Genomic DNA, 22,667 nt, shown 5'->3' on the forward strand with positions numbered 1-22,667 from the left:
AACTGCAGGCTCAGATCTTGCCGCGCTGCTTGAGCCGGCTCAGGGTTTCTGCGGAGAGGTTCAGGTAAGACGCCAATTCCTTCTTCGGAATCCGGTCAAACAGTTCGGGATGTTTGCGCAAAAAGCGCTTGACGCGCCCCGGTGCATCCAGCAGATGCAGTGTGATGGTATGCGCCATGATTTCGCTCATCAGGCGCATGACGCTGTACTCGAAAGACTCCTTGAGCGCGCGGTGCCGTTCCAGGAAAGCCACCCATTCCGGCAGCGGCAGTTTGGCCACCCGAACCTTGGTGACGCAAACCGTGCTGTACGGGGTGGGCGTGCCCAGGCGCCAGGCCGCGTAGCTGGTTTCCATGTCGCGCTCGTCGGCAAAACGAAGAATCATCTCCTTGCCCTGCTCGTTGGTCACCACCCGCTTGAGGATACCCTCCAGGATGAAATACTGCTCCATTTCGTGAACCCCCTGCTGCAGCAGGAAATCACCTTTCTGGCCATCAACAATGACCAGGTGAGACTCGAGTTCCGCGCTCTGTTCCACCGTCATTCCCTTCAGAACGATGTTCTGCGCCAATTGCACGCGAATGATGTTTCTCTCGGGATGTTCTGGTATGGATGACATGGATGGGTCAGGGTTCGGCAGGAGGTAAATCGCACTCATTCAGGAGGCCTGGATATGGCGAAAATTGACCGCGGTCAAGGGTAAAATCCGAAGCAACTCCTATGATACCCGGACGGTGCAGCGGGCCTAGCTCGCCAGAGAGGCGGCACCGCGTTGCTCAACCTTTTAGCGAAGTCAAACGAAGAAACATTCAACATGACAAACGACACTGAATCACTGGAACAGACCGACGGGTTTCACCTTGTCATCGATGCGCTGAAACTCAACGGCATCACCACCATCTACGGCCTGCCGGGCATTCCGGTCACGGACCTGACCCGCAAGATGCAGGCTGAAGGCATGCGCGTGATTTCGTTCCGCCACGAACAGAACGCTGGCAACGCCGCCGCCGCCGCCGGCTTCATGACCGGCAAACCCGGCATCTGCCTGACGGTGTCCGCCCCCGGCTTCCTGAACGGCTTGACCGCGCTGGCCAACGCCACCACCAACTGCTTCCCCATGATCCTGATCAGCGGCTCCAGCGAGCGCGAGATTGTCGACCTGCAGCAAGGCGACTACGAGGAAATGGACCAACTCGCGATTGCCAAGCCCCTGTGCAAGGCCGCCTTCCGCGTGCTCAATGCCGAAGACATCGGTGTGGGCATCGCCCGCGCCATCCGCTCCGCCGTCTCTGGCCGCCCGGGCGGTGTGTACCTGGACCTGCCCGCCAAGCTGTTCGGCCAGGCCATGGACGCCGCGGCCGGCAAGGCTTCGCTGATCAAGGTGGTCGATGCCGCCCCGCGCCAGATCCCGGCCCCGGACGCCGTCAAGCGCGCCCTGGACCTGCTCAAGAGCGCCAAGAAGCCCCTGATCCTGCTGGGCAAGGGCGCCGCTTACGCCCAGGCCGACGCCGACATCAAGACCCTGATCGAGAAGACCGGCATCCCCTACCTGCCTATGTCCATGGCCAAGGGCATCCTGCCCGACACCCATGAACAGTGTGCCTCGGCCGCCCGCTCCTTCGTGCTGCCGGAAGCCGACGTGGTGCTGCTGGTCGGCGCGCGCCTGAACTGGCTGCTCTCGCACGGCAAGGGCAAGACCTGGGGCGGTCAGGGCCACAAAAACGCCGGTGGCCAGAAGTTCATCCAGATCGACATCTCCCCGACCGAGGCTGACAGCAATGTGGCCATCGACGCCCCGCTGGTCGGCGATATCGGTTCCTGCGTCTCGGCCCTGCTCGCAGGCATGGGCTCCAGCTGGGCCAAGGCCCCGGCCGAATGGACCAGTGCCGTCGCCGACCGCAAGAACAAGAACGTCGCCAAGATGGCAGAAACGCTGGCGAAGAACCCGCCTGTGATGAATTACCACAGCTCGCTCAACGTGGTGCGCGACATCGTCAAGGCCAACCCGGACGCCATGCTAGTCAATGAAGGCGCCAACGCGCTGGACTTCACCCGCAGCATCGTCGACATGTACAAGCCGCGCAAGCGCCTGGACGTCGGCACCTGGGGCGTCATGGGCATCGGCATGGGCTTTGCCGTGGCTGCCGCCGTGGAAAGCGGCCAGCCTGTCATCGCCATTGAGGGTGACAGCGCCTTTGGTTTTTCCGGCATGGAAGTCGAAACCATCTGCCGCTACAACCTGCCAGTCTGCATCGTCGTCATGAACAACAACGGCGTCTACCGCGGCGATGAAGTGAATGTGACCGGCGGCAAGGATCCGTCGCCCATGGTGTTCGTCAAGGGCGCACGCTATGACAAGATGATGGAAGCCTTCGGTGGCGTCGGCGTGCAAGCCACCACCCCGGCCGAGCTGCGCCGCGCCATGGAAGAAGCCATCAAGTCGCGCAAGCCGACCCTGATCAATGCCATCATCGACGAAGGCGCGGGCACCGAGAGCGGCCGCATCACCAGCCTGAACCCGACCAGCGCTGCGAAAAAGAAATAAGTTACCCCGAGCATTTCACAAGGAGATATGAATATGTCAGACAAACCCCTCAAGGGCATCAAGATCATCGACTTCACCCACGTTCAGGCCGGTCCCGCCTGCACTCAGATGCTGGCCTGGTTCGGTGCCGACGTGATCAAGGTCGAGCGTCCTGGCTCTGGCGACGTCACCCGAAGCCAGTTGCGTGACATCGAAGGCGCTGACGCGCTGTACTTCACCATGCTCAACAGCAACAAGCGCGGCCTGACGCTGGACACGAAGAAGCCCGAAGGCAAGGCCATCCTGGAAAAGCTCATCAAGACAAGTGACGTTCTGGTTGAAAACTTCGGACCGGGCGCGCTGGACCGTATGGGATTCACCTGGGAATACATCCAGGAACTCAACCCAAAAATGATTCTGGCATCCGTCAAGGGTTTCTCTGACGGCCACCACTACGAAGACCTGAAGGTTTACGAAAACGTGGCCCAGTGCGCAGGCGGCGCAGCGTCAACCACCGGCTACTGGAAGGGCGAGAACTCAGGTCCCACCATTTCGTCTGCCGCTTTGGGCGACAGCAATACCGGCATGCACCTGGCCATCGGCATTTTGACGGCCTATATCGGCCGCCAGCAGACCGGCAAGGGCCAGAAGGTGGCCGTGTCCATGCAGGACAGTGTGCTCAACCTGTGCCGCGTCAAAATGCGCGACCAGTTGCGTCTGGACAACCTTGGCTATCTGGAAGAGTACCCGCAATATCCGCATGAAATGGAAGCTTTCAAAGACGGCGTGGTGCCGCGTGGCGCCAATGCCGGCGGTGGCGGACAACCCGGTTGGATTTTGAAATGCAAGGGCTGGGAAACCGACCCCAACGCCTACATCTATTTCACGGTCCAGGGGCACGCCTGGGAACCAATCTGCGACGCACTGGGCAAACCCGAGTGGAAAACTGACCCCGCCTACACCACGGCCAAAGCACGCCAGCCACACATCATGGACATCTTCGCCACGATTGAAGCATTCATCGCTGACAAGACCAAGTTCGAAGCCGTGGACGTCTTCCGCAAGTTTGATATTCCTTGCGCACCCGTGTTGTCGATGAAGGAGTTGTTGCATGATAAATCCTTGCGCGCCAGTGGCTCCATCGTTGAAGTACCGCACAAAGTGCGCGGTAGCTACTTCACCGTGGGCAGCCCGATCAAGTTCTCTGACACCAAGCCCGAAGTAACGGCATCGCCCCTGCTGGGCGAGCACACCGATGAGGTCCTGGCCGAGCTCGGCTACAGCAAGGACCAGATTGCGGCCATGCACACTGCGAAAGCGGTTTGATCGCGAAAGCGACACTTTAGTCTTCAGGACTCGCAAAGACGGCGTTCAGGTTGAGCGCCGTCTTTATTTAAGAGGCCATTGACCGGCACAGCCCCGGAACGAGCAACCGAACCATGCAAGCCACCATCGACTTAAAGCAGTTCGTCGAGGCCTCCGACGCCAGCGGTGCCATCACCATGTGGAACCCGGCTGCGCAGCGCATGTTCGGGTTCACCGAAACGGAAGCTCTGGGCCGGTCGCTCGACATCATCATGCCGCAGTGCCAGCAGCAACGCCACTGGGACGGCTACCAGAAGACCGTGGCCACGGACGGCAACGACGTGCTGCGCGTGCCTGCCGTGCACAAGAATGGGCACAAGCTGTCCATCGCTTTCACGGCAGCCCTGCTTCATGCGCCAGACAAAAAGGTGGCGGCCATCGTTGCGGTGATCCGCGATGAAACCGCCCGCTTCACGGAGGACCGCAACCTGCGCAAACGCCTGATGGAGCTGGAAAGCCAGCTAGCCCCCCAGGCCAGCGCGCCCTGAACCGGGTGGAAATGCAAGACCGGGACACGGTGATTAACATAGGGGCTGAACCGGCCAAAAGGCCGGCCCCATGGCTTCAGCCATGGACGAATACCCCATTTTCAACTCCGAGCAGGAATTTTCATGAGTAAAGCGTTAGACGGCGTTCGCATCCTTGACTTCACCCACGTCCAGTCGGGCCCTACATGTACCCAGCTGCTGGCCTGGTTCGGCGCCGACGTCATCAAGGTGGAACGCGCCGGTGAAGGTGACGCGACGCGCGCGCAGCTGGCCGACATCCCGGGTGCGGACAGCCTGTATTTCACGATGCTGAACCACAACAAGCGCTCGATCACGCTGGACATGAAAAAGCCCAAGGGCAAGGAAGTCCTGGACGAGCTGATCAAGACCTGCGATGTGATGGTGGAGAACTTCGCGCCCGGCGCGCTGGACCGCATGGGCATGACCTGGGAACACATCCATGCGATCAACCCGCGCATGATCGTCGCCTCGGTCAAGGGCTTCGGCCCCGGACCGTACGAGGACCTGAAAGTCTACGAGAACGTGGCCCAGTGCGCCGGCGGCGCCGCTTCCACCACCGGCTTCGACGACGGCCCGCCGCTCGTCACCGGCGCCCAGATCGGCGACAGCGGCACCGGCCTGCATCTGGCGCTGGGCATCGTCGCGGCGCTGTACCAGCGCAATACCACGGGCCGTGGCCAGAAGGTGCTGGCGCCCATGCAGGACGCGGTGCTGAACCTGTGCCGGGTCAAGCTGCGTGACCAGCAGCGGCTTGAGCGCACCGGCACCATGCACGAGTACCCGCAGTACCCGGACGGCAAGTTCGGTGACGCAGTGCCGCGCGCCGGCAATGCCTCCGGCGGCGGCCAGCCCGGCTCGGTACTCAAGTGCAAGGGCTGGGAGACCGACCCCAACGCCTACATCTACTTCATCACCCAGGCCGCCGTGTGGCCAGCCGTTTGCAAGGTGATCGGCGAGGAAGGCTGGATCACCGACGATGCCTTCAAGACACCGGGGGCCCGCCTGCTGCACCTGAAACCGATCTTTGCGCGCATCGAGCAGTGGACCATGACCAAGACCAAGTTCGAGGCCATGAAAATCCTCAACGAATACGACATCCCCTGCGGGCCGATTCTCTCGATGAAGGAAATCGCCGAAGAGCCCGCCCTGCGCGCGACAGGCACCATCGTTGAAGTCGACCATCCGGTGCGCGGCAAGTACCTCACCGTGGGCAACCCCATCAAGATGTCGGACAGCGCCACCGAAGTCACGCGCTCCCCCCTGCTGGGCGAACACACCAACGAGGTACTGGCGCAGTTGGGCTACAGCGCCGCGGACATCGCCGAATTGCGCGCCGAACGCGTCATCTGACCGGACCCTTCCCCCAAACAAACGACGCCAGCCACAGAGCAAGCATGAACCATCCCATCATTCCCATTGCCGTCTTAGACGCCTCCAAGCAGCGCAAACGCCAGGCCCCCAAAGGCCGCCGCGTGGATCCGGCGGCGTTGGCCGACGTGCAAGGCCTGCTGGGCAACGCGTCGCGCCAGGCCGACCTGCTGATCGAACACCTGCACAAGCTGCAGGACCATTTCGGTCACCTGTCGGCAGCCCACCTGGCTGCGCTGGCGCAGGAGATGCGGCTGGCCCAGACCGAGGTCTATGAGGTGGCGACCTTCTATCACCACTTTGACGTGGTCAAGGAAGGCGAGGCCGTCCCGGCAGCGCTGACCGTGCGGGTCTGCGACGGGCTGTCCTGCGAAATGGCCGGTGCCAAAGACTTGCTGACCAGGCTCCCGGCCCTGCTGGGCCGCGAGGTGCGCGTGATTGCGGCGCCCTGCGTGGGCCGCTGTGAACAGGCGCCCGTTGCCGTCGTCGGACAGAACCCCGTGCCGAATGCCAGCTGCGAAAGCATCATGGCCACCGTCGCGGACGGCGCGGTGCAACACATCCCCACGGGATTTGTCGACTTTTCCAGTTACCAGGCTGCCGGCGGCTACGCGCTGCTCACGCAATGCATCTCGGGCGGCCGCGAGATCGAATCGGTCATCAAGACCATGGAAGATTCCGGGCTGCGCGGCCTGGGCGGCGCGGGCTTCCCGTCCGGCCGCAAATGGCGCATTGTCCGGGCCGAGCAGGGCCCGCGCCTGATGGCGGTGAACATCGACGAGGGCGAGCCCGGCACCTTCAAGGACCGTGTCTACCTGGAACGCGACCCGCACCGCTTCCTCGAAGGCATGCTGATCGCCGCCTGGGCCGTCGGCATCGAGAAAATCTACATTTACCTGCGCGACGAATACCACGGCTGCCGCACCATGCTGGAAGCCGAGCTCGCCACGCTCAGGGCATCGCCGCTGATGGCAGGCATGCCGGAGATCGAGCTGCGCCGCGGCGCCGGCGCCTACATCTGCGGCGAAGAGTCGGCCATGATCGAGTCCATCGAAGGCAAACGCGGCATGCCGCGCCTGCGCCCGCCCTACGTGGCGCAAGTCGGCCTGTTCGGTCGTCCGACGCTGGAACACAATTTCGAAACCCTGTACTGGGTGCGCGACATCCTGGAAAAAGGCGGCGAATGGTTTGCCGCGCACGGTCGCAACGGCCGCAAGGGCCTGCGCTCCTTCTCGGTCTCGGGCCGGGTCAAGGAGCCGGGCGTGAAGCTGGCGCCTGCCGGCATCACCATCCGCGAACTGATCGACGAATTTTGCGGCGGCATGCTCGATGGCCAGACCTTCTACGCCTACCTGCCCGGCGGCGCCTCAGGCGGCATTCTTCCCGCGACGATGGACGACATCCCGCTGGACTTTGACACCCTGCAGCCCTACGGCTGCTTCATCGGCTCCGCCGCCGTGATGGTGCTGTCCGACCAGGACACGGCCACCGACGCGGCACGCAACATGATGCGTTTCTTCCACCACGAGTCCTGCGGCCAGTGCACGCCCTGCCGCGTCGGCACGGCCAAAGCCGCGCACCTGATGGAGCAACCCAAGTGGGATCTGGCCCTGCTGGCGGACCTGTCGCTGGTGATGCGTGATGCGTCGATCTGCGGCCTGGGCCAGGCGGCGCCGAATCCGATGGACTGCGTCGTCAAGTATTTTCCTCATGAGCTGGCGGCCTGAACACGCCCGGGCAACAAGATAAAAGGCACCACGATGAATGCAATCACCCGACAGGAACTCGCCGAGCTGGATGCGCCGCTGGTGAGCTTCAGCCTCAACGGCCGTGAAGTCCAGGGCCGCGCCACGGATTCGCTGCTGCAAGTCGCCAAACGCGAAGGCGTGGAGATTCCCCACCTCTGCTTCAAGGAAGGCATGGAGGCCGTCGGCAACTGCCGCTCCTGCATGGTCGAGATCAATGGTGAGCGAGTCCTAGCGCCGTCGTGCTGCCGCGCGCCGGTGGCCGGCATGAAAGTCGTCACCGACAGCGAACGCGCCGTGGCTTCCCAGAAACTGGTGCTCGAGCTGCTGCTGTCGGACATGCCCGAAAAGGAATACACGCGCAACAACGAGGTGGACCAGTGGGCGGCCAAAATCGGCGTCGGCAAGCCCCGTTTCGAGGCACGCAAACAGGTGCGCCAGGACCTGTCCCACCCCGCCATCGCCGTCAACCTCGACGCCTGCATCCAGTGCACGCGTTGCCTGCGCGCCTGCCGCGACGAGCAGGTCAACGACGTGATCGGTCTGGCCTTCCGCGGCGACCAGGCGAAGATCGTGTTCGACATGGACGACGCCATGGGTGCCTCCACCTGCGTCGCCTGCGGCGAGTGTGTGCAGGTCTGCCCCACGGGTGCGCTGATGCCGGCCCGCGAAGCCGCGCTGGCGGTGCCCGACAAGCAGGTGGCGTCGGTCTGCCCTTACTGCGGCGTCGGCTGCCAGCTCACCTACAACGTCAAGGATGACAAGATCCTGTTTGTCGAAGGCCGCGACGGCCCGGCCAACCATGAGCGCCTGTGTGTCAAGGGCCGCTACGGTTTTGACTATGCGCACCATCCGCAGCGCCTGACCAAACCGCTGATCCGCCGCGAAGGCATGCCGAAAACCGGCGACTTCACCATGGACCCGGATCGCGTGATGGACGTGTTCCGCGAAGCGAGCTGGGAAGAAGCACTGGAGTTCGCCGGCGGCAAACTCGCCGCCATCCGCGACCAGTACGGCAAGAAGTCACTGGCCGGCTTCGGCTCGGCCAAGGGCAGCAACGAGGAGGCCTACCTGTTCCAGAAGCTGGTGCGCACCGGCTTCGGCAGCAACAACGTGGACCACTGCACGCGGCTGTGCCATGCCTCGTCGGTTGTCGCCCTGCTGGAAGGCATAGGCTCGGGCGCGGTGTCCAACCCCGTCATGGATGTCACCAAAGCCGATGTTGTGGTGATCATTGGTGCCAACCCGACGGTGAATCACCCGGTGGCCGCCACCTGGATCAAAAACGCCGTCAAGAACGGCACCAAACTGGTGGTGCTGGACCCGCGCCGCTCGGACCTGACGCGCATGGCGCACCGCCACCTGCAATTCAAGCCCGACACCGACGTACCCATGCTCAATGCCATGATGAACGTCATCGTGACCGAAGGCCTGGTGGACCAGGCTTTCATCGACAGCCGCACCATCGGCTACGAGGAGCTGCGCAAGAACGTGGAAGGCTACACGCCCGAACTGATGGCGCCAATCTGCGGCATCGACGCCGACACGCTGCGCTACGTGGCGCGGCTGTACGCCACCTCCAAGGGCTCAATGATTCTCTGGGGCATGGGCGTGTCGCAACACGTGCACGGCACCGACAATGCGCGCTGCCTGATCGCCCTGTCGCTGATGACCGGCCAGATCGGCCGTCCCGGCACCGGCCTGCATCCGCTGCGCGGCCAGAACAACGTGCAGGGCGCGTCCGATGCGGGCCTGATCCCCATGATGTTCCCCGACTACCAGCATGTCTCCAGCCCGGCGGTGCGCGCCAGCTTCGAGAAAGCCTGGAAGGTGCCTGAAGGCTCGCTGGACGACCAGGTCGGCCTGACGGTGGTCGAGGTGATGCACGCCATCAAGAAAGGCGGCATACGCGGCATGTATGTGCAGGGCGAAAACCCGGCCATGTCCGACCCCGATGCCAACCATGCGCGTGAGGCGCTGGCAGCGCTGGACCACCTGGTGGTGCAGGACATCTTCCTGACCGAAACCGCCTACCTGGCCGACGTGATCCTGCCGGCCAGCGCCTTTCCGGAGAAGGATGGCAGCTTCACCAACACCGACCGGCTGGTACAGATGGGCCGCAAGGCCATCAACCCGCCCGGCGACGCGCGCCAGGATTTGTGGATCATCCAGCAGATTGCCAACCGGCTGGGCTGCGGCTGGGACTACAAACACGTCAGCGAAGTCTTCGACGAGATGCGCCACACCATGCCCAGCATAGGCGGCATCACCTGGGACCGGCTGGACCGCGAGCATTCGGTCACCTACCCCTGCCTGAAGGAAGGCGACCCAGGCCAGTCGGTGGTCTTCGTGGACGACTTCCCGCGCGAGAGTGGCCGCGCACGTTTCGTGCCGGTCGACATCATCCCGGCCGACGAGCAGCCGGACACCGAGTACCCGATGGTGCTGATCACCGGCCGCCAGCTCGAACACTGGCACACCGGCAGCATGACGCGGCGCGCCACGGTGCTGGACGCGATCGAGCCCGATCCGGTGGCGCTGGTGCACCCGCTGGACCTGGCCGACATAAAAGGCAAGCCCGGCGATGTGGTGACCATCGAGTCCCGTCGCGGCAAGGTCGCCCTCTACGCCCGGGCCGATGAAAGCTCGCCGCGCGGCGCGGTGTTTGTGCCCTTCTGTTATTACGAGGCAGCCATCAACAAGCTGACCAACGCGGCGCTGGACCCGTTTGCCAAGATCCCGGAGTTCAAGTACTGTGCGATCCGGGTCACGCTGGGCGGCGTGCCGCCTGTGCAGGACAGCTACGGCGGCGGCCAGGCGCTGGAAAAGTCCGTCACCCTGGCCGGCATCTGAGCTGCCGCGTCCGCGGCCTAGCCGTGGGCCTGGCGTGAATCGGCAGGCGCTTCATCACGCTCCTTCAGGCCATAGTCGCGCGTCACCTCGGCGATGCGCAGGCGGTAATCCCTGAACATGGTGGACCGGCCGGCCGCCTGCGCGGCCCGGTGCGCCTCCAGGTTGCGCCAGGCCGTCAGGCAGGCGTCGTCGCGCCAGAACTGCAGCGACAGCAGCTTGTCGGGCTCCGTGAGGCTCTGGAAGCGCTCGATGGAGATGAAACCGTCCATCTTCACCAGCTCGTTCTTCAGTTCTGCCGCCCAGTTCAGGTAGCCCTCGCGGTGCGCCGGATCGGGCCAGACTTCAAAAATAACCGACACCATGTGACTTCTCCTTCATTGCTCAAAAACAGGAATGCGCGCATTGGGCAGCGGCCGGAACCCGGTGCAGCGCCCGAAATAGTGATAAAACTGGCCTGCAGCCCTCATCCAAGCTACGCAGGCAGCTACTATTTCAATAGCAATCGCAGCGCCGGGGCAGGCATGGGGTCCGGCGCCGAAGCCCAGGCTCCGGCCACCTTCGCGGTGGACATCAAAACGGTCGGGCTGCGTGTTGAAGGGTTCATCGCGGTTGGCGCTGGCCAGCACCAGCAAGACGGCCTGGCCCGCCTCGATCGGCTGACCCAGCAGCGTCAGCGGTTCGACCGCGAAACGCCGCGTGTTCTGGATGGGGGATGCCCAGCGCTCGACCTCGCGCACCAGAGCGCGCATGGCGTCCCCTGATGCGTCGGCGGCAGCCGCCTGCCGCGTGACCTGCGCGAGCTGCAACGCCACATGGCCGAGCAGGCCGCTGCCCGCATCGAGGGCCTGCTGCATGAAGGCGATGCGGTTGGCCGCCTGCACCGCAGACAGGCCCCGCGCCTGGCCCAGGTCCATCAGGGCCGCAGCAGCCGCGTCGGCCTGCGCCACAGCCTGCGCGTCGGCGCCGGGCGCGATGCCCTGCGTGAACTGCGCAGCCCAGCGGCAGGTGGCTTCGCGTTCGCCAGCAGGCACTCCAAGCAGCCGCGCCATGGTCTGCACCGGCAACGCGGCGATGAACGCATTGGCGGGCAGGCGCGGCCGCAGGTCGCGCGCCGCGTCTTCGGCAGCGCGCGCCACGTCGGCCAGCGTCCAGCCCCGCGCGGTGCGCTCCACGTCGGGTTTGTGGACCGCATGGAAGGGGCCGTCCGTCATGCGCACCAGTTGCGCGAAGACCTCGCCGGCGACCCGGCCCTGCAGCGCCTGCGGTACCGGCTCGGCCGGCGGGCGCACACGCAGCGCCGGATGGCTCAGCGCCGCGCTGACGGCGGCGTGGCTGCTGGCTACCCAGAGACCGAGAGACGCGTCGAAAAACAGCGGTCGTTCCCGCCGCAGGCGGCAGTAGAAGGGAAAGGGGTCGGGGTGGGTCACCGCCTCCACGGCGTCACGGGAAAAAGACATGGACCCAGTGTCCCCGGGGGCGCGTCCCTTGTCCAGCGTGAACAGTTTGGCTACCATCGAACCATGTCCGTGCAACCCGACATCACCCGCATCGCCGCCACCATCGGCGACGCCAGCCGCATCCGCATGCTGGTGCTGCTGATGGAAGGCCGCGCGCTGACGGCCAAGGAACTCGCGCTGGGCGCGGGCATTGCGCCGGGCACGGCCACCACCCACCTGCAGCGCCTGCTCGACGACGGCCTGCTGGCCGCCACCGCGCAGGGCCGCCACAAGTATTTCCGCTTTGCCTCCGCGGAGGTGGCGCAGCTGGTCGAGTCGCTGATGCGCGTGGCGCCGAAACGCAAGAGCGAAAAATCTGCGGTGGTGGAGGAGCCGATACGCCATGCCCGCTTCTGCTACGACCACCTCGCCGGCAGCCTGGGCACCGGCTTGCTGGCCATGCTGCTGCGCAGGCGCTGGCTGGCGGGCGACACCTGTGATGCCCGGCAGTTGCTGGTGACGGCAGCGGGCGAAAAAGCCCTGCAGACCCTGGGTCTGGACCTGCCCGAACTGCGCGGCAAGCGCCGGCAGTTCGCCTGCATCTGCCTGGACTGGTCGGAACGCCGGGACCACCTGGGCGGCGCGCTCGGAGCGGCGCTGGCAAGCCATTTCACGCAGCAGGGCTGGATCACGCGCAAAAAACACTCGCGCGTGGTGCAGGTCACGGCCGAAGGCGCGGCACGCTTCAGCCGCCTCGGCCTCAAGCTGACCGGCTGAAAAAACGTCTGGACGCTCAGCCTCTCAGGCCTGCAGCGGCGCCGGCATCACGACGATGCCGTCCTCATCGGCATACAGCCAGTCGCCGGGGTAGACCCACACGCCCTGGATCTGCACCGCCACGCCACGCTGGCCCTCGTTGCGTTTTTCCGTGGGCAGCGGCATGGCGGCGAGTGCGCGTATGCCGACCTGGCACTGCGCGAGTTCGGCAACATCGCGCACGCAGCCGTCGATCACCACGCCGGCCCAGCCGTTGTTGGCAGCCGCTGTACCGAGGTTGCCGCCCAGCAGGGCGCGGCGCAGCGAGGCGCCACCGTCGACCACCAGCACGGCGGGCACACGACCCGCCGGTGTTTCCATGAGGCCACTGCCATCGACCGCGGCCTTGACCAGCGAATTGTCTTCAAAACACTTGAGGGTGACGACCGGCCCGCAGAAGCGGGAGACACCGCCGAAAGGCCGAAACACCGGGGGCAGGACGCGAAATCGCCCCGAGCTGTCGTTTTTATGAGCGTCACACAAATCGCAGGTGGCAAAGCGCGCAGTGGTGGAGGGGCGGGTCATGGGCGGTGTCCTTTCAGGGTGCGGGTGCTGGCGAGAGGCGGAAGAAAAAACTGCCGCAAGCATACCGTGCAGCCGGGGACGTTGTGGCGCAAATGCTGTGTGCTGGCGCGGTGTTAAGCCGGCTTCCTCCGGTGCTGGGTGAGCACGTGCCGCTGTCTGCAGCGCAGCCTTTGCTGACTGCTTTGCCGCCTGTGAGATCCACCGCAGCGCGGCCTGGTGCGCACGCTGCATCGCTCCGGGTGCAGTGTTTTCGAACCTGTCGAAGTAAATCTGCAACATCCAGACCCAAAAAAATTGCGTTTTCCCTATGAAACCGCTGTTTTCTCCAGTAGCATCCCCCTTGCCAGTGAAGAGTAGTTATCTGCATTGGTGATTTATCAACTTCTAGAAGGAAAATCAATCATGGCAACTGCAAAAAAAGCACCGGCAAAAAAAGCAGCCGCAAAAAAAGCTGCACCGGCAAAAAAAGTAGCTGCGAAGAAAGCAGCTCCGGCCAAGAAAGTCGCTGCTAAAAAAGCGGCCCCGGCCAAAAAAGTAGCGGCGAAGAAAGCTCCTGCAAAAAAAGTAGTGGCGAAAAAAGCACCTGCGAAAAAAGCGCCCGCCAAAAAGCGTACGCCCAACGCAGCGTTCATGAAGCCACTGACACTGAGCCCCGCCTTGTCGGCCGTGGTTGGCGCTGCTGCGCTGCCCCGCACCGAGATCGTGCGCAAGCTCTGGGTCTACATCAAGGCCAAGGGTCTGCAGGACAAGATCAACAAGCGCATGGTCAACGCCGACGAAAAATTGCGTGCCGTTTTCGGCAAGGCGCAAGTGTCGATGTTCGAGATGGCTGGCCTGATCGGCAAGCACGTCAAGTAACTCGATACAAAGGGCTTGTCCCGCGTTCGCGCGGGACAGGACCCCGTAGAAAGGGCCACGCAAGTGGCCCTTTTTTTATGCCTGGTCCAAGACAAAAATCGGCCCCAGCCCTTATGGGCCTTGTGCTGTCCGCTACTTTTTCTGTAGCGCCGCGCTGGTGATGCCGCTCAAGGTGCCGCGCGTGCTGATGACCTCGGGGTCCAGCATGATCTCGATCAGTGCGCCCTGTTTTCCCTCCAGCGCCTGGCGCAGCGCGGCTTCGAACTCGTCGGTGCGCGTGATGCGTGTCGCGCTGTAGCCGTAGGCGCGCGCCAGGGCGCAGAAGTCGGGGTTCTGCAGGTTGGAGCCGCTCACATGGCGCGGGTACTCGCGCTCCTGGTGCATGCGGATGGTGCCGTACATGCCGTTGTTGAGCAGCACGATGATGCTTTTGGCGCCATGCTGCACCGCCGTCGCCAGCTCCTGGCCGTTCATCAGGAAGTCGCCGTCACCGGCAATCGTGAAGGCGGTGCGGCCCGACACGATGTTGGCCGCGATGCCGGCCGGCACGCCGTAACCCATGGCGCCCACGGTGGGTGCAAGCTGCGTTTTCAGGCCCTTGACCAGCCCGTGGTGCGGGAAGAAGCGGTGCACCCAGCTCGCAAAGTTGCCGGCGCCGTTGGTCAGCACGGCGTCTTCCGGCAGCAGTGTCTTCAGCGTGGCGACGATGGCCGGCATGTCGATGCTGCCGGGCAGCACCACGCCGCCGTTGGCCGGATCGATGTTGGCGAGGTAATCCGCGTTGGCGGACTCGGCCCAGGCCTGCCAGGGCACGGAGACGGGCGCGGTCAGCACTTCCAGCGAGCGTGCCGCGGCATTCATGGTGGCGTTGATCGCCAGGTCGGCCTGGAAGACACGGTTGAGTTCCTCGGCGCTGGCATGGATGTGCACCAGCTTCTGCCTGGGCTGCGGCGCCTCGATCAGCGTGTAGCCGCCGGTGGTCATTTCGCCCAGGCGCGGGCCGATCGCCAGGATCAGGTCGGCCTGTTTGATGCGCGCGGCGAGTTTGGGGTTCAGGCCGATGCCGACATCGCCGGCATACAGCGGGTGGTGGTTGTCGAAGGTGTCCTGGAAGCGGAAGGCATTGCCGACCGGCAGCGACCAGTTCTCGGCAAAACGCTGCAGCGCCTGCGCGGCCTGCGGCGTCCAGCCGCCGCCACCGGCAATCACCAGCGGCCGCTGCGACTGCAGCAGCAGCTCGCGCAGCCTGCGCAGCGAGCCGGGGTCGCTCCAGGCCTCGACCGCCTCGACGCGCGGCAGCGGCTCGGCCTCCACCATGTGGGTCAGCATGTCTTCGGGCAGCACCAGCACCACCGGGCCGGGGCGCCCGTTCATCGCGGTCGCAAACGCGCGCGCCACGTACTCGGGAATGCGCCGCGCATCGTCGATGCGCTCGACACGCTTGGCCATGCCTTTGGTGGACGGTCCGAAGAAGCTGCTGTAGTCGAGTTCCTGGAAAGCTTCGCGGTCGCGCGTGTCGCTGGCCACGTCGCCGACAAACAGGATCATCGGCGTGGAATCCTGGAAGGCGGTGTGCACACCGATGGAGGCGTTGGTGGCGCCGGGACCGCGCGTCACGAAGCAGATGCCGGGCCGGCCGGTCAGCTTGCCGTGGGCTTCAGCCATGAAGGCGGCACCGCCCTCCTGCCGGTTGGTGATGAAGCTGATCTGGTCACGACAGGCATGAAAGCCGTCGAGCACCGCGAGGTAACTTTCACCCGGCACGCCGAAAGCGTGGGTGACGCCCTGGGCCACAAGGCATTGAACAAGAAGATGGCCGGCGAGTTGTTGTGTCATGCTGATATTGTGCCGCCGGAATAGGGCCCCCACGGTGGCTCACTTCGTGTAGCGCCCTGCCCCCCGAGGGGGCCGCTGTGCCTGCGGACTGGCGGAGCCAGATCCGCGCCCCTGCTTGGAGGGAAACCCGCGCGCTTGTCGCTGCGCGTTGCGCCTCGCCCCCAAGGGTGAGGCGTTGCGGTTATTCGGGCGTGGTGTTGTCGCCGTCGGCACCGCCGGCTTCGAGCGCCTGCCGGGCCAGCTCTTCCTCGCTCAGCGGCGGCGCTTCCTCCAGTGCGCGCAGTTCCTCGAGGAACTCCGGCGTGGGCTGCTCGTGCTCGAGCAGCACTTCTTCCAGCTTCTGTCGGCCGGTCTCCACATGCACGGAAGGCGAATGCAGCTCGGTCGGGGGCACCGGGAATTTTTCACCCAACTTGAATTTCAGCGCCTCGGCCTTCTCATCAACCCAGTGTGTGAAGTCACCGTCTTTGGGGGTGTCCGAATTGGTCATGACCATCTCCTTGCATGTCGGCACCAGCGCGGATGGCCGGTCCCTGCGTCATTATGGAGGTACGCTTGGCGCAGCGCTGTCAGCCAATGCCCTCATCCGCCGTGAATCTTGCACTAATTCACCAAACAGTTAAATTACCCGCCATGCCAAGCCCCAAAAGCAAAACCGCCAAACCCGCCGAACCCCGCTCGCGCGATGCCGACCGGTCGCAGCAGGCCATCCTGCTGGCCGCCCGCGACGAGTTTGCGCAGCACGGCCTGGGCGGTGCGCGGGTGGACCGCATTGCCGAACGCGCCGATGTCAACAAGCGCCTGATCTACTACTATTTCAAGAGCAAGGACGAGCTGTTCCTGGCGGTGCTCGAGCAGGCCTACGCCCACATCCGCGAAGCGGAAACCAGGCTGCACCTGCGTGACATGCCGCCGGACCAGGCGATCCGGCGGCTCACTGAATTCACCTGGGAGTATTACCTCGACCACCCGGAGTTCCTGACACTGCTCAACAGTGAAAACCTGCACCAGGGCCGGCATCTGGCGATGTCCAGCCGGGCCCGGGAAACCAACTCGCCGCTGATCGAAACGCTCGCCGAGATCCTGGAGCGCGGGCGCGCCGAAGGCCTGTTTCGCGGCGGCATCGATCCGGTGCAGCTGTACGTGTCGATTGCCGGCATGGCGTATTTCTACCTGTCGAACAACCACACGCTGTCGGCGATTTTCGGGCGCGACCTGATGACGCCCAAGGCGCGCCATGAACGCCTCTCGCACATGTGCGAGGTGATCCTGGGGTATGTCCTTAAAAGCTGAGGCGACACCACGTTGACGCGCGGCGGGCATTGCTTTTACAATTTTTAATTCACTCAATGGTGAATTAGACGTAAACTCCGGCCTGATCGTGTTGCCGGACTTCCGTTTCTTCCAAATGCCCTTCAGGAGACAACCATGACCTTTGCTCGCCGCGCCGCCCTGGCTTCGCTCACCTCCCTCACCGTCCTGGCTGCGCTCTTGCCGCTGGCCGCCGGCGCCCAGGGCGCCTACCCGAACAAGCCGATCCGTGTGATAGTGCCCTTTGCCGCCGGCAGCACGACCGACATCATTGCCCGCGCCATCGCCGACAAGATGAGCCAGAGCATGGGCCAGACCCTGGTGATCGACAACCGCGGCGGCGCCAGCGGCACCATCGGCCAGCAGGCCGTGGCCACGGCGGCACCGGACGGTTACACCATCATGGTCCATTCGTCCTCGCACACGGTCAGCCCCTCCACCTTTGCCAAGCTGCCCTTTGACACGCTGGGCGACTTCGCCGGGGTGACGCCGATTTCCAGCACCCCCAACGTGCTGGTGATATCGCCCTCGAAAAACATCAAGACGCTGCAGGAACTGTTGGCGGCGGCCCGCGCCAAGCCCGGCAGCATGAACTTCGCTTCGGCCGGCCAGGGCAGCGCGACCCACCTGAACGCCGAAAAATTCAAGCTCGCCGCAAAAATCGAAGCCACCAACATCCCGTTCAAAGGCTCAGGAGAAGCCGTGACCGAAGTCATGTCCGGCCGCGTCGACTACTACTTCTCGCCGATCGCGCCGGTGATCGGCCAGATCAAGAACGGACAGCTGGTGGCGCTGGCGGTCGGTTCGCCCAAACGCGCCAGCGCCCTGCCCCAGGTGCCAACCACGGCAGAAGCCGGTGTGCCCGGTTCCGAGTTCAACTTCTGGATCGGCATGATGGCGCCAAGCAAGACACCGCGCGACATCGTCAACCGCCTGCACGACGAAGTGGTCAAAGCCCTGGCCACCCCCGAAGTCAAGGAGCGTTTTGCCGCGCTGGGCGCCGAAGCCTGGACCATGAAGCCCGAGCAGTTCGACACCTACCTCCGCGACGAAATCAAGAGCAACGCCGTGCTGGTCAAGGCCGCCGGCCTTTCCCCCGCCCAGTAAGCCTTACCCCTTTTTAACCCCGCGACTGCCGCGCCCGCCCCAAGCGTCGGGCTCACCCTGATCCCCCGCCGGACCCAGGGTGCGGCCGCCGCATTTTGACCGCCCTCACAAGGACCCCCATGGCCACCCAACGACTAGGAATCATCATGCACGGCGTCACCGGACGCATGGGCATGAACCAGCACCTGATCCGCTCCATCGTCGCGATCCGCAAACAGGGCGGCGTGCTGCTCTCCAACGGCGACAAGGTGATGCCGGACCCGATCCTGATCGGCCGCAACGCCGAAAAAATCGAAGCCCTGGCCAAAACCTGGAACATCGAACGCTGGGGCATCGACCTCGATGAAGCACTGAAGAACAAGGACGACACCATCTTTTTTGATGCCGGCACCACACAAATGCGCCCCACCCTGCTGGCCAAGGCGATTCGCGCCGGCAAACATGTCTACTGCGAAAAGCCGATTGCCACCAACCTCAACGAAGCCGTCGAGATCGCCCGCCTGGCCGAAAAGTCGGGCCTGAAACACGGCGCGGTGCAGGACAAGCTCTTCCTGCCCGGCCTGCGCAAGCTCGACATGCTGCGCCGCGCCGGCTTCTTCGGCAAGATGCTGTCGGTGCGCCTGGAGTTCGGCTACTGGGTGTTCGAGGGTGACCTGCAGCCCATCCAGCGCCCGAGCTGGAACTACCGCAAGGAAGACGGCGGCGGCATGATCCTGGACATGATGTGCCACTGGCGCTACGTGCTGGACAACCTGTTCGGCGAGGTCAAGTCGGTCTCCTGCATAGGCGCGACCCACATCCCCCAGCGCTGGGACGAAGCGGGCAAGCCCTACCAGGCCACCGCCGACGATGCGGCCTACGCCACGGCCGAACTGATCGGCCACAACGGCGAGCCGGTGATTGCGCAGATGAACATGTCCTGGGCCACCCGCGTGCGCCGCGATGACCTGGTCACCTTCCACGTTGACGGCACGCACGGCTCGGCCGTCGCCGGGTTGAGCTCGTGCCGGGCCCAGTCGCGTGTGGCCACGCCGCGCCCGGTCTGGAACCCCGACGAAAAGCAGACCATGAACTTCATGGACCAGTGGCAGGAGATCCCGGACTCGCAGGTCTACGACAACGGCTTCAAGATCCAGTGGGAACACTTCATCCGCCACGTGGTGGAAAACGAGCCCTACAAATGGACCTTGCCCGAAGGCGCCAAGGGCGTGCAGCTGGTCGAGGCCGCGCTCGAAAGCTGGAAAGAGCGTCGCTGGGTGGATGTACCGCCGCTACAGGTTTGATAGCATCTTGCGCCCGTCAAATAAGGGCGGGAGGCATATTTTGTATATAAAAAGGTAGATTCCATGGATTTGACCCTGACCCTGCCGGTTGCCGCAGGCGGCCTGTTGCCCTACACGCTGCAAGGCAGCACACCGGTGAAGCCCACCGCTGGCGTGGCCTTCAACCGCATCGCCTATTCGGCCGCCCACGTGGTGGCCGACCCGCTGGCCGGGGTCGATCCCTGGATCAACTGCGCGGTGGACTGGGACGCCACTATCGCCTACCGCCGCCACCTCTGGTCGCTGGGCCTGGGCGTGGCCGAAGCCATGGACACGGCGCAGCGCGGCATGGGCCTGGACTGGCCCACCTCGCTGGAGCTGATCCGCCGTTCGCTCGACGCCGCCAAAGACGTGCCGGGCGCACTCGTCGCCTCGGGCTGCGGCACCGACCACCTGGTGCTGGAGAACGTGAAGACGGTTGACGAGGTGATTGCCGGCTACGAAGAACAGATGGCGGCGATCGAAAAGCTCGGCGGAAAACTCATCGTCATGGCCAGCCGGGCGCTGGCCCGTGTCGCCAGAAGCCCGGCGGACTACGAACGCGTGTATGACCGCATCCTGAGCCAGGCCAAACAGCCTGTGGTGCTGCACTGGCTGGGGGAGATGTTCGACCCGGCGCTCGCCGGCTACTGGGGCAGCAGCAATGTCGAACAGGCCATGGACACGGCGCTGGGCATCATCGCCGCGCACCCGGACAAGGTCGATGGCATCAAGATCTCCCTGCTCGACAAGGACAAGGAAATCGCCATGCGCCGGCGCCTGCCCGCCGGCGTGCGCATGTACACCGGCGACGACTTCAACTACGCCGAGCTGATCGCCGGCGACGGCTTCGGCAGCGAGCTGTTCCACGGCCGGAGCGATGCGCTGCTGGGCATCTTCGACGCGATTGCACCGGCCGCCAGCGCCGCGCTGGGCGAACTGGCACAGGGCAACGTGGAAAAATTCCACGCCATCCTCGGCCCCACGGTGCCGCTGTCGCGCCACATCTTTGCCGCACCCACGCGTTTTTACAAAACCGGTGTGGTCTTCATGGCCTGGCTCAATGGCCACCAGAGCCACTTCACCATGGTCGGCGGCCAGCAGAGCACACGTTCGCTGCAGCACTTCGCCGAGCTGTTCCGGCTGGCCGATGCGGCCAACCTGCTCGAGAAGCCCGACCTGGCGACGCAACGCATGAAAACGCTGCTGGCGCTGCATGGCGTCGAGGGTTGATGTCCATGCGCGACTTTTCCGCCGACCACCGCTGGCTCTCCATCAACACCGCGACCGTCCGCAAAAGCCGCGGCGTCGAACAGCCGCTGACCGACATCATCGAAGCCTGCGTGCAGCGCGGCATCCGGGCGATCTCGCCGTGGCGCGACCAGGTGGCGGCCGCCGGTCTGCCGGCCATCTCGAAACTCGTCAAGACCCACGGGCTCCAGCTGTCGGGCTACTGCCGCGGCGGCATGTTCCCCGCGGTGGATGCGGCCGGCCGCAAGGCAGCGCACGACGACAACCGCCGCGCGGTGGACGAAGCCTGTGAACTGAACGCCGCCTGCCTGGTGCTGGTGGTCGGCGGTCTGCCCGGCGCGCTGGCCGGCCAGGCCGCGCACAAGGACCTCGCGCTGTCGCGCAGCCAGGTCAGCGACGGCATCGCCGAACTGCTGGAGTATTCCAGGGCCAGCCAGATGCCGCTGGCCATCGAGCCGCTGCACCCGATGTACGCTGCCGACCGCGCCTGCATCAACACCCTGGAGCAGGCGCTCGATGTCTGCGACGCGCTGGATCCGGCGCGCAGCGGCGAAGACGGGAAAACGCAGCCAGCCGCGTTGGGCGTGGCGGTGGACGTCTACCACGTCTGGTGGGACCCGAAACTCGAGGCACAAATCAAGCGCGCGGGCAAAAACCGGCTGATGGCCTTCCACGTCTGCGACTGGCTGACACCGACGACACACCTTCTCGAAGACCGCGGCATGATGGGCGACGGCGTCATCGACATCCCGCGCATCCGCGGCTGGATGGAGGCCCAGGGCTTCGCCGGCTACAGCGAGGTCGAGATTTTTTCCGCCGGCAACTGGTGGCAGCGCGACGGCGGCAAGGTGCTGGACACCTGCATTGCCAGGCACCGCAGCGCGGTCTGAAGCCCGGTTTCCCTTCAGGGCTTGTGTGTCATCGCCCCACCACGCGCGCGCCATGTGATACGGTCCAGCCATGAGACGCCGCGCGCTCCTGCGACTTGTTCCTGCACTCGGTGCGGGAGCCGCGCGGGCGCAATCACCGCCTCAGCCGACCCTCCTCACCAAACCCATTCCATCCTCGGGCGAGCCCCTCCCGGTGGTCGGCCTCGGCAGCTGGATCACCTTCAACGTCGGCAACGACCGTGTCGCACGTGATCAGTGCACCGAGGTCATGCGGCAGTTCTTCGCGGCCGGCGGCCGGCTGATTGACTCCTCGCCCATGTACGGCTCCGCCCAGGGCGTGATCGGCGAGGCGCTGCAGCAGCTCCGGGCCCAGCCCAAGGTATTTTCGGCCGACAAGGTCTGGACCTCCTCGGATGGCGCCGCGCAGATCGAGGCCTCGCGCAAGCTCTGGCAGGTACCGCGGTTCGACCTGCTGCAGGTCCACAACCTGCTGGCCTGGGAAAAGCAGCTGCCGCTGCTGCAGGCCATGAAAGCCGCGGGGCAGTTGCGTTATGTCGGCATCACCACCTCCGAAGGGCGGCGCCACGCCGAGTTCGAGCAGATCATGCGCAGCCAGCGCATCGACTTCATCCAGCTCAGCTACAACCTGCTGGACCGCGAAGCCGAACAGCGCCTGCTGCCGCTGGCGCGCGAGCGCGGCGTCGCGGTGCTGGTGAACCGGCCGTTTCGCGAAGGCGCGCTGCTGCGCCAGTTGCAGCGCCACCCGCTGCCGGCCTGGGCCGGCGAGATCGACGGCAGGAGCTGGGCGCAGCTTGCGCTGAAGTTCATCGTTTCACACCCGGCGGTCACCTGCGCCATCCCGGCCACCAGCAACCCCACTCACCTGCGCGACAACATGGGTGCGGCGCGCGGCCGCCTGCCGGACGCGGCCTTGCGCCAGCGCCTGGCCGACCACGTGACGAAACTCTGAGC

Annotated in this window: 20 protein-coding genes; 14 read left to right on the forward strand and 6 right to left on the reverse strand. The window is 64.6% G+C overall.

Annotated features, from left to right (window positions below):
- Positions 1-10 precede the first annotated feature (10 nt).
- Complete coding sequence (locus B7G53_RS15020; protein ID WP_096669098.1) at positions 11-619, reverse strand: Crp/Fnr family transcriptional regulator; 609 nt, start codon at positions 617-619, stop codon at positions 11-13.
- 195 nt (positions 620-814) lie between these two features.
- Between B7G53_RS15020 and oxc the strand changes: the two genes are divergently transcribed.
- The 6 genes from oxc (at position 815) to fdhF (ending at position 10,364) form a co-directional block, all read left to right on the forward strand.
- On the forward strand, positions 815-2,545 hold the full coding sequence (gene oxc / locus B7G53_RS15025) for an oxalyl-CoA decarboxylase (protein WP_096669100.1): 1,731 nt from the start codon (positions 815-817) through the stop codon (positions 2,543-2,545).
- A gap of 33 nt (positions 2,546-2,578) precedes the next feature.
- Positions 2,579-3,850 carry a formyl-CoA transferase gene (gene frc / locus B7G53_RS15030; protein ID WP_096669104.1) on the forward strand — a complete coding sequence of 424 codons (1,272 nt, stop codon included), beginning with the start codon at positions 2,579-2,581 and terminating at the stop codon, positions 3,848-3,850.
- A 113-nt stretch (positions 3,851-3,963) separates the two neighbouring features.
- Entirely contained in the window at positions 3,964-4,377 is a 414-nt protein-coding gene (locus B7G53_RS15035) for a PAS domain-containing protein (protein ID WP_096669106.1), read from the forward strand.
- Between the two features lie 123 nt (positions 4,378-4,500).
- On the forward strand, positions 4,501-5,748 hold the full coding sequence (frc, locus tag B7G53_RS15040; protein WP_096669108.1) for a formyl-CoA transferase: 1,248 nt from the start codon (positions 4,501-4,503) through the stop codon (positions 5,746-5,748).
- A 44-nt stretch (positions 5,749-5,792) separates the two neighbouring features.
- Entirely contained in the window at positions 5,793-7,493 is a 1,701-nt protein-coding gene (locus tag B7G53_RS15045) for an NADH-ubiquinone oxidoreductase-F iron-sulfur binding region domain-containing protein (RefSeq protein WP_096669110.1), read from the forward strand.
- Between the two features lie 33 nt (positions 7,494-7,526).
- Entirely contained in the window at positions 7,527-10,364 is a 2,838-nt protein-coding gene (gene fdhF / locus B7G53_RS15050; protein WP_096669112.1) for a formate dehydrogenase subunit alpha, read from the forward strand.
- A gap of 17 nt (positions 10,365-10,381) precedes the next feature.
- Here fdhF and B7G53_RS15055 read toward each other — a convergent pair whose 3' ends face one another.
- Positions 10,382-10,726, reverse strand: a complete 345-nt coding sequence (locus B7G53_RS15055) for an antibiotic biosynthesis monooxygenase family protein (RefSeq protein ID WP_096669114.1) — start codon at positions 10,724-10,726, stop codon at positions 10,382-10,384.
- A 12-nt stretch (positions 10,727-10,738) separates the two neighbouring features.
- Positions 10,739-11,821: a cytochrome P450 gene (locus tag B7G53_RS15060; RefSeq protein ID WP_176491374.1), complete on the reverse strand. Its 1,083-nt coding sequence runs from the start codon at positions 11,819-11,821 to the stop codon at positions 10,739-10,741.
- Between the two features lie 63 nt (positions 11,822-11,884).
- Here B7G53_RS15060 and B7G53_RS15065 point away from each other — a divergent pair, with 63 nt between their 5' ends.
- Entirely contained in the window at positions 11,885-12,577 is a 693-nt protein-coding gene (locus B7G53_RS15065; protein WP_096669118.1) for an ArsR/SmtB family transcription factor, read from the forward strand.
- 24 nt (positions 12,578-12,601) lie between these two features.
- On the opposite strand, the gene rraA is transcribed toward B7G53_RS15065, so the two are convergent.
- Complete coding sequence (gene rraA, locus B7G53_RS15070; RefSeq protein ID WP_096669120.1) at positions 12,602-13,141, reverse strand: ribonuclease E activity regulator RraA; 540 nt, start codon at positions 13,139-13,141, stop codon at positions 12,602-12,604.
- A gap of 402 nt (positions 13,142-13,543) precedes the next feature.
- On the opposite strand from rraA, the gene B7G53_RS15075 reads away from it, so the two are divergent.
- A complete protein-coding gene (locus B7G53_RS15075; RefSeq protein ID WP_096669122.1) occupies positions 13,544-13,999 on the forward strand; it encodes an SWIB/MDM2 domain-containing protein in 456 nt (151 codons plus the stop codon).
- A 132-nt stretch (positions 14,000-14,131) separates the two neighbouring features.
- On the opposite strand, the gene B7G53_RS15080 is transcribed toward B7G53_RS15075, so the two are convergent.
- Positions 14,132-15,835, reverse strand: coding sequence for a thiamine pyrophosphate-binding protein (locus B7G53_RS15080; protein WP_096669124.1), 1,704 nt, complete (start codon positions 15,833-15,835; stop codon positions 14,132-14,134).
- Between the two features lie 181 nt (positions 15,836-16,016).
- Positions 16,017-16,325 (reverse strand): hypothetical protein, encoded by a 309-nt coding sequence (locus tag B7G53_RS15085; protein ID WP_096669167.1) that lies wholly within the window; start codon positions 16,323-16,325, stop codon positions 16,017-16,019.
- Between the two features lie 143 nt (positions 16,326-16,468).
- On the opposite strand from B7G53_RS15085, the gene B7G53_RS15090 reads away from it, so the two are divergent.
- From B7G53_RS15090 to B7G53_RS15115, 6 genes are all read left to right on the forward strand, one after another.
- Positions 16,469-17,128 (forward strand): TetR family transcriptional regulator, encoded by a 660-nt coding sequence (locus B7G53_RS15090; protein WP_096669127.1) that lies wholly within the window; start codon positions 16,469-16,471, stop codon positions 17,126-17,128.
- A 135-nt stretch (positions 17,129-17,263) separates the two neighbouring features.
- Positions 17,264-18,253 (forward strand): tripartite tricarboxylate transporter substrate binding protein, encoded by a 990-nt coding sequence (locus tag B7G53_RS15095; protein WP_096669129.1) that lies wholly within the window; start codon positions 17,264-17,266, stop codon positions 18,251-18,253.
- Between the two features lie 119 nt (positions 18,254-18,372).
- Positions 18,373-19,536 (forward strand): Gfo/Idh/MocA family protein, encoded by a 1,164-nt coding sequence (locus tag B7G53_RS15100; protein WP_096669131.1) that lies wholly within the window; start codon positions 18,373-18,375, stop codon positions 19,534-19,536.
- Between the two features lie 63 nt (positions 19,537-19,599).
- Complete coding sequence (locus B7G53_RS15105; RefSeq protein WP_096669133.1) at positions 19,600-20,787, forward strand: dihydrodipicolinate synthase family protein; 1,188 nt, start codon at positions 19,600-19,602, stop codon at positions 20,785-20,787.
- Between the two features lie 5 nt (positions 20,788-20,792).
- A complete protein-coding gene (locus B7G53_RS15110; protein ID WP_096669169.1) occupies positions 20,793-21,695 on the forward strand; it encodes a sugar phosphate isomerase/epimerase family protein in 903 nt (300 codons plus the stop codon).
- A gap of 70 nt (positions 21,696-21,765) precedes the next feature.
- Positions 21,766-22,665 carry an aldo/keto reductase gene (locus tag B7G53_RS15115; protein WP_096669135.1) on the forward strand — a complete coding sequence of 300 codons (900 nt, stop codon included), beginning with the start codon at positions 21,766-21,768 and terminating at the stop codon, positions 22,663-22,665.
- Positions 22,666-22,667 lie beyond the last annotated feature (2 nt).

The sequence above is a fragment of the Polaromonas sp. AET17H-212 genome, assembly GCF_002379085.1.
Lineage (GTDB): Bacteria > Pseudomonadota > Gammaproteobacteria > Burkholderiales > Burkholderiaceae_C > Polaromonas.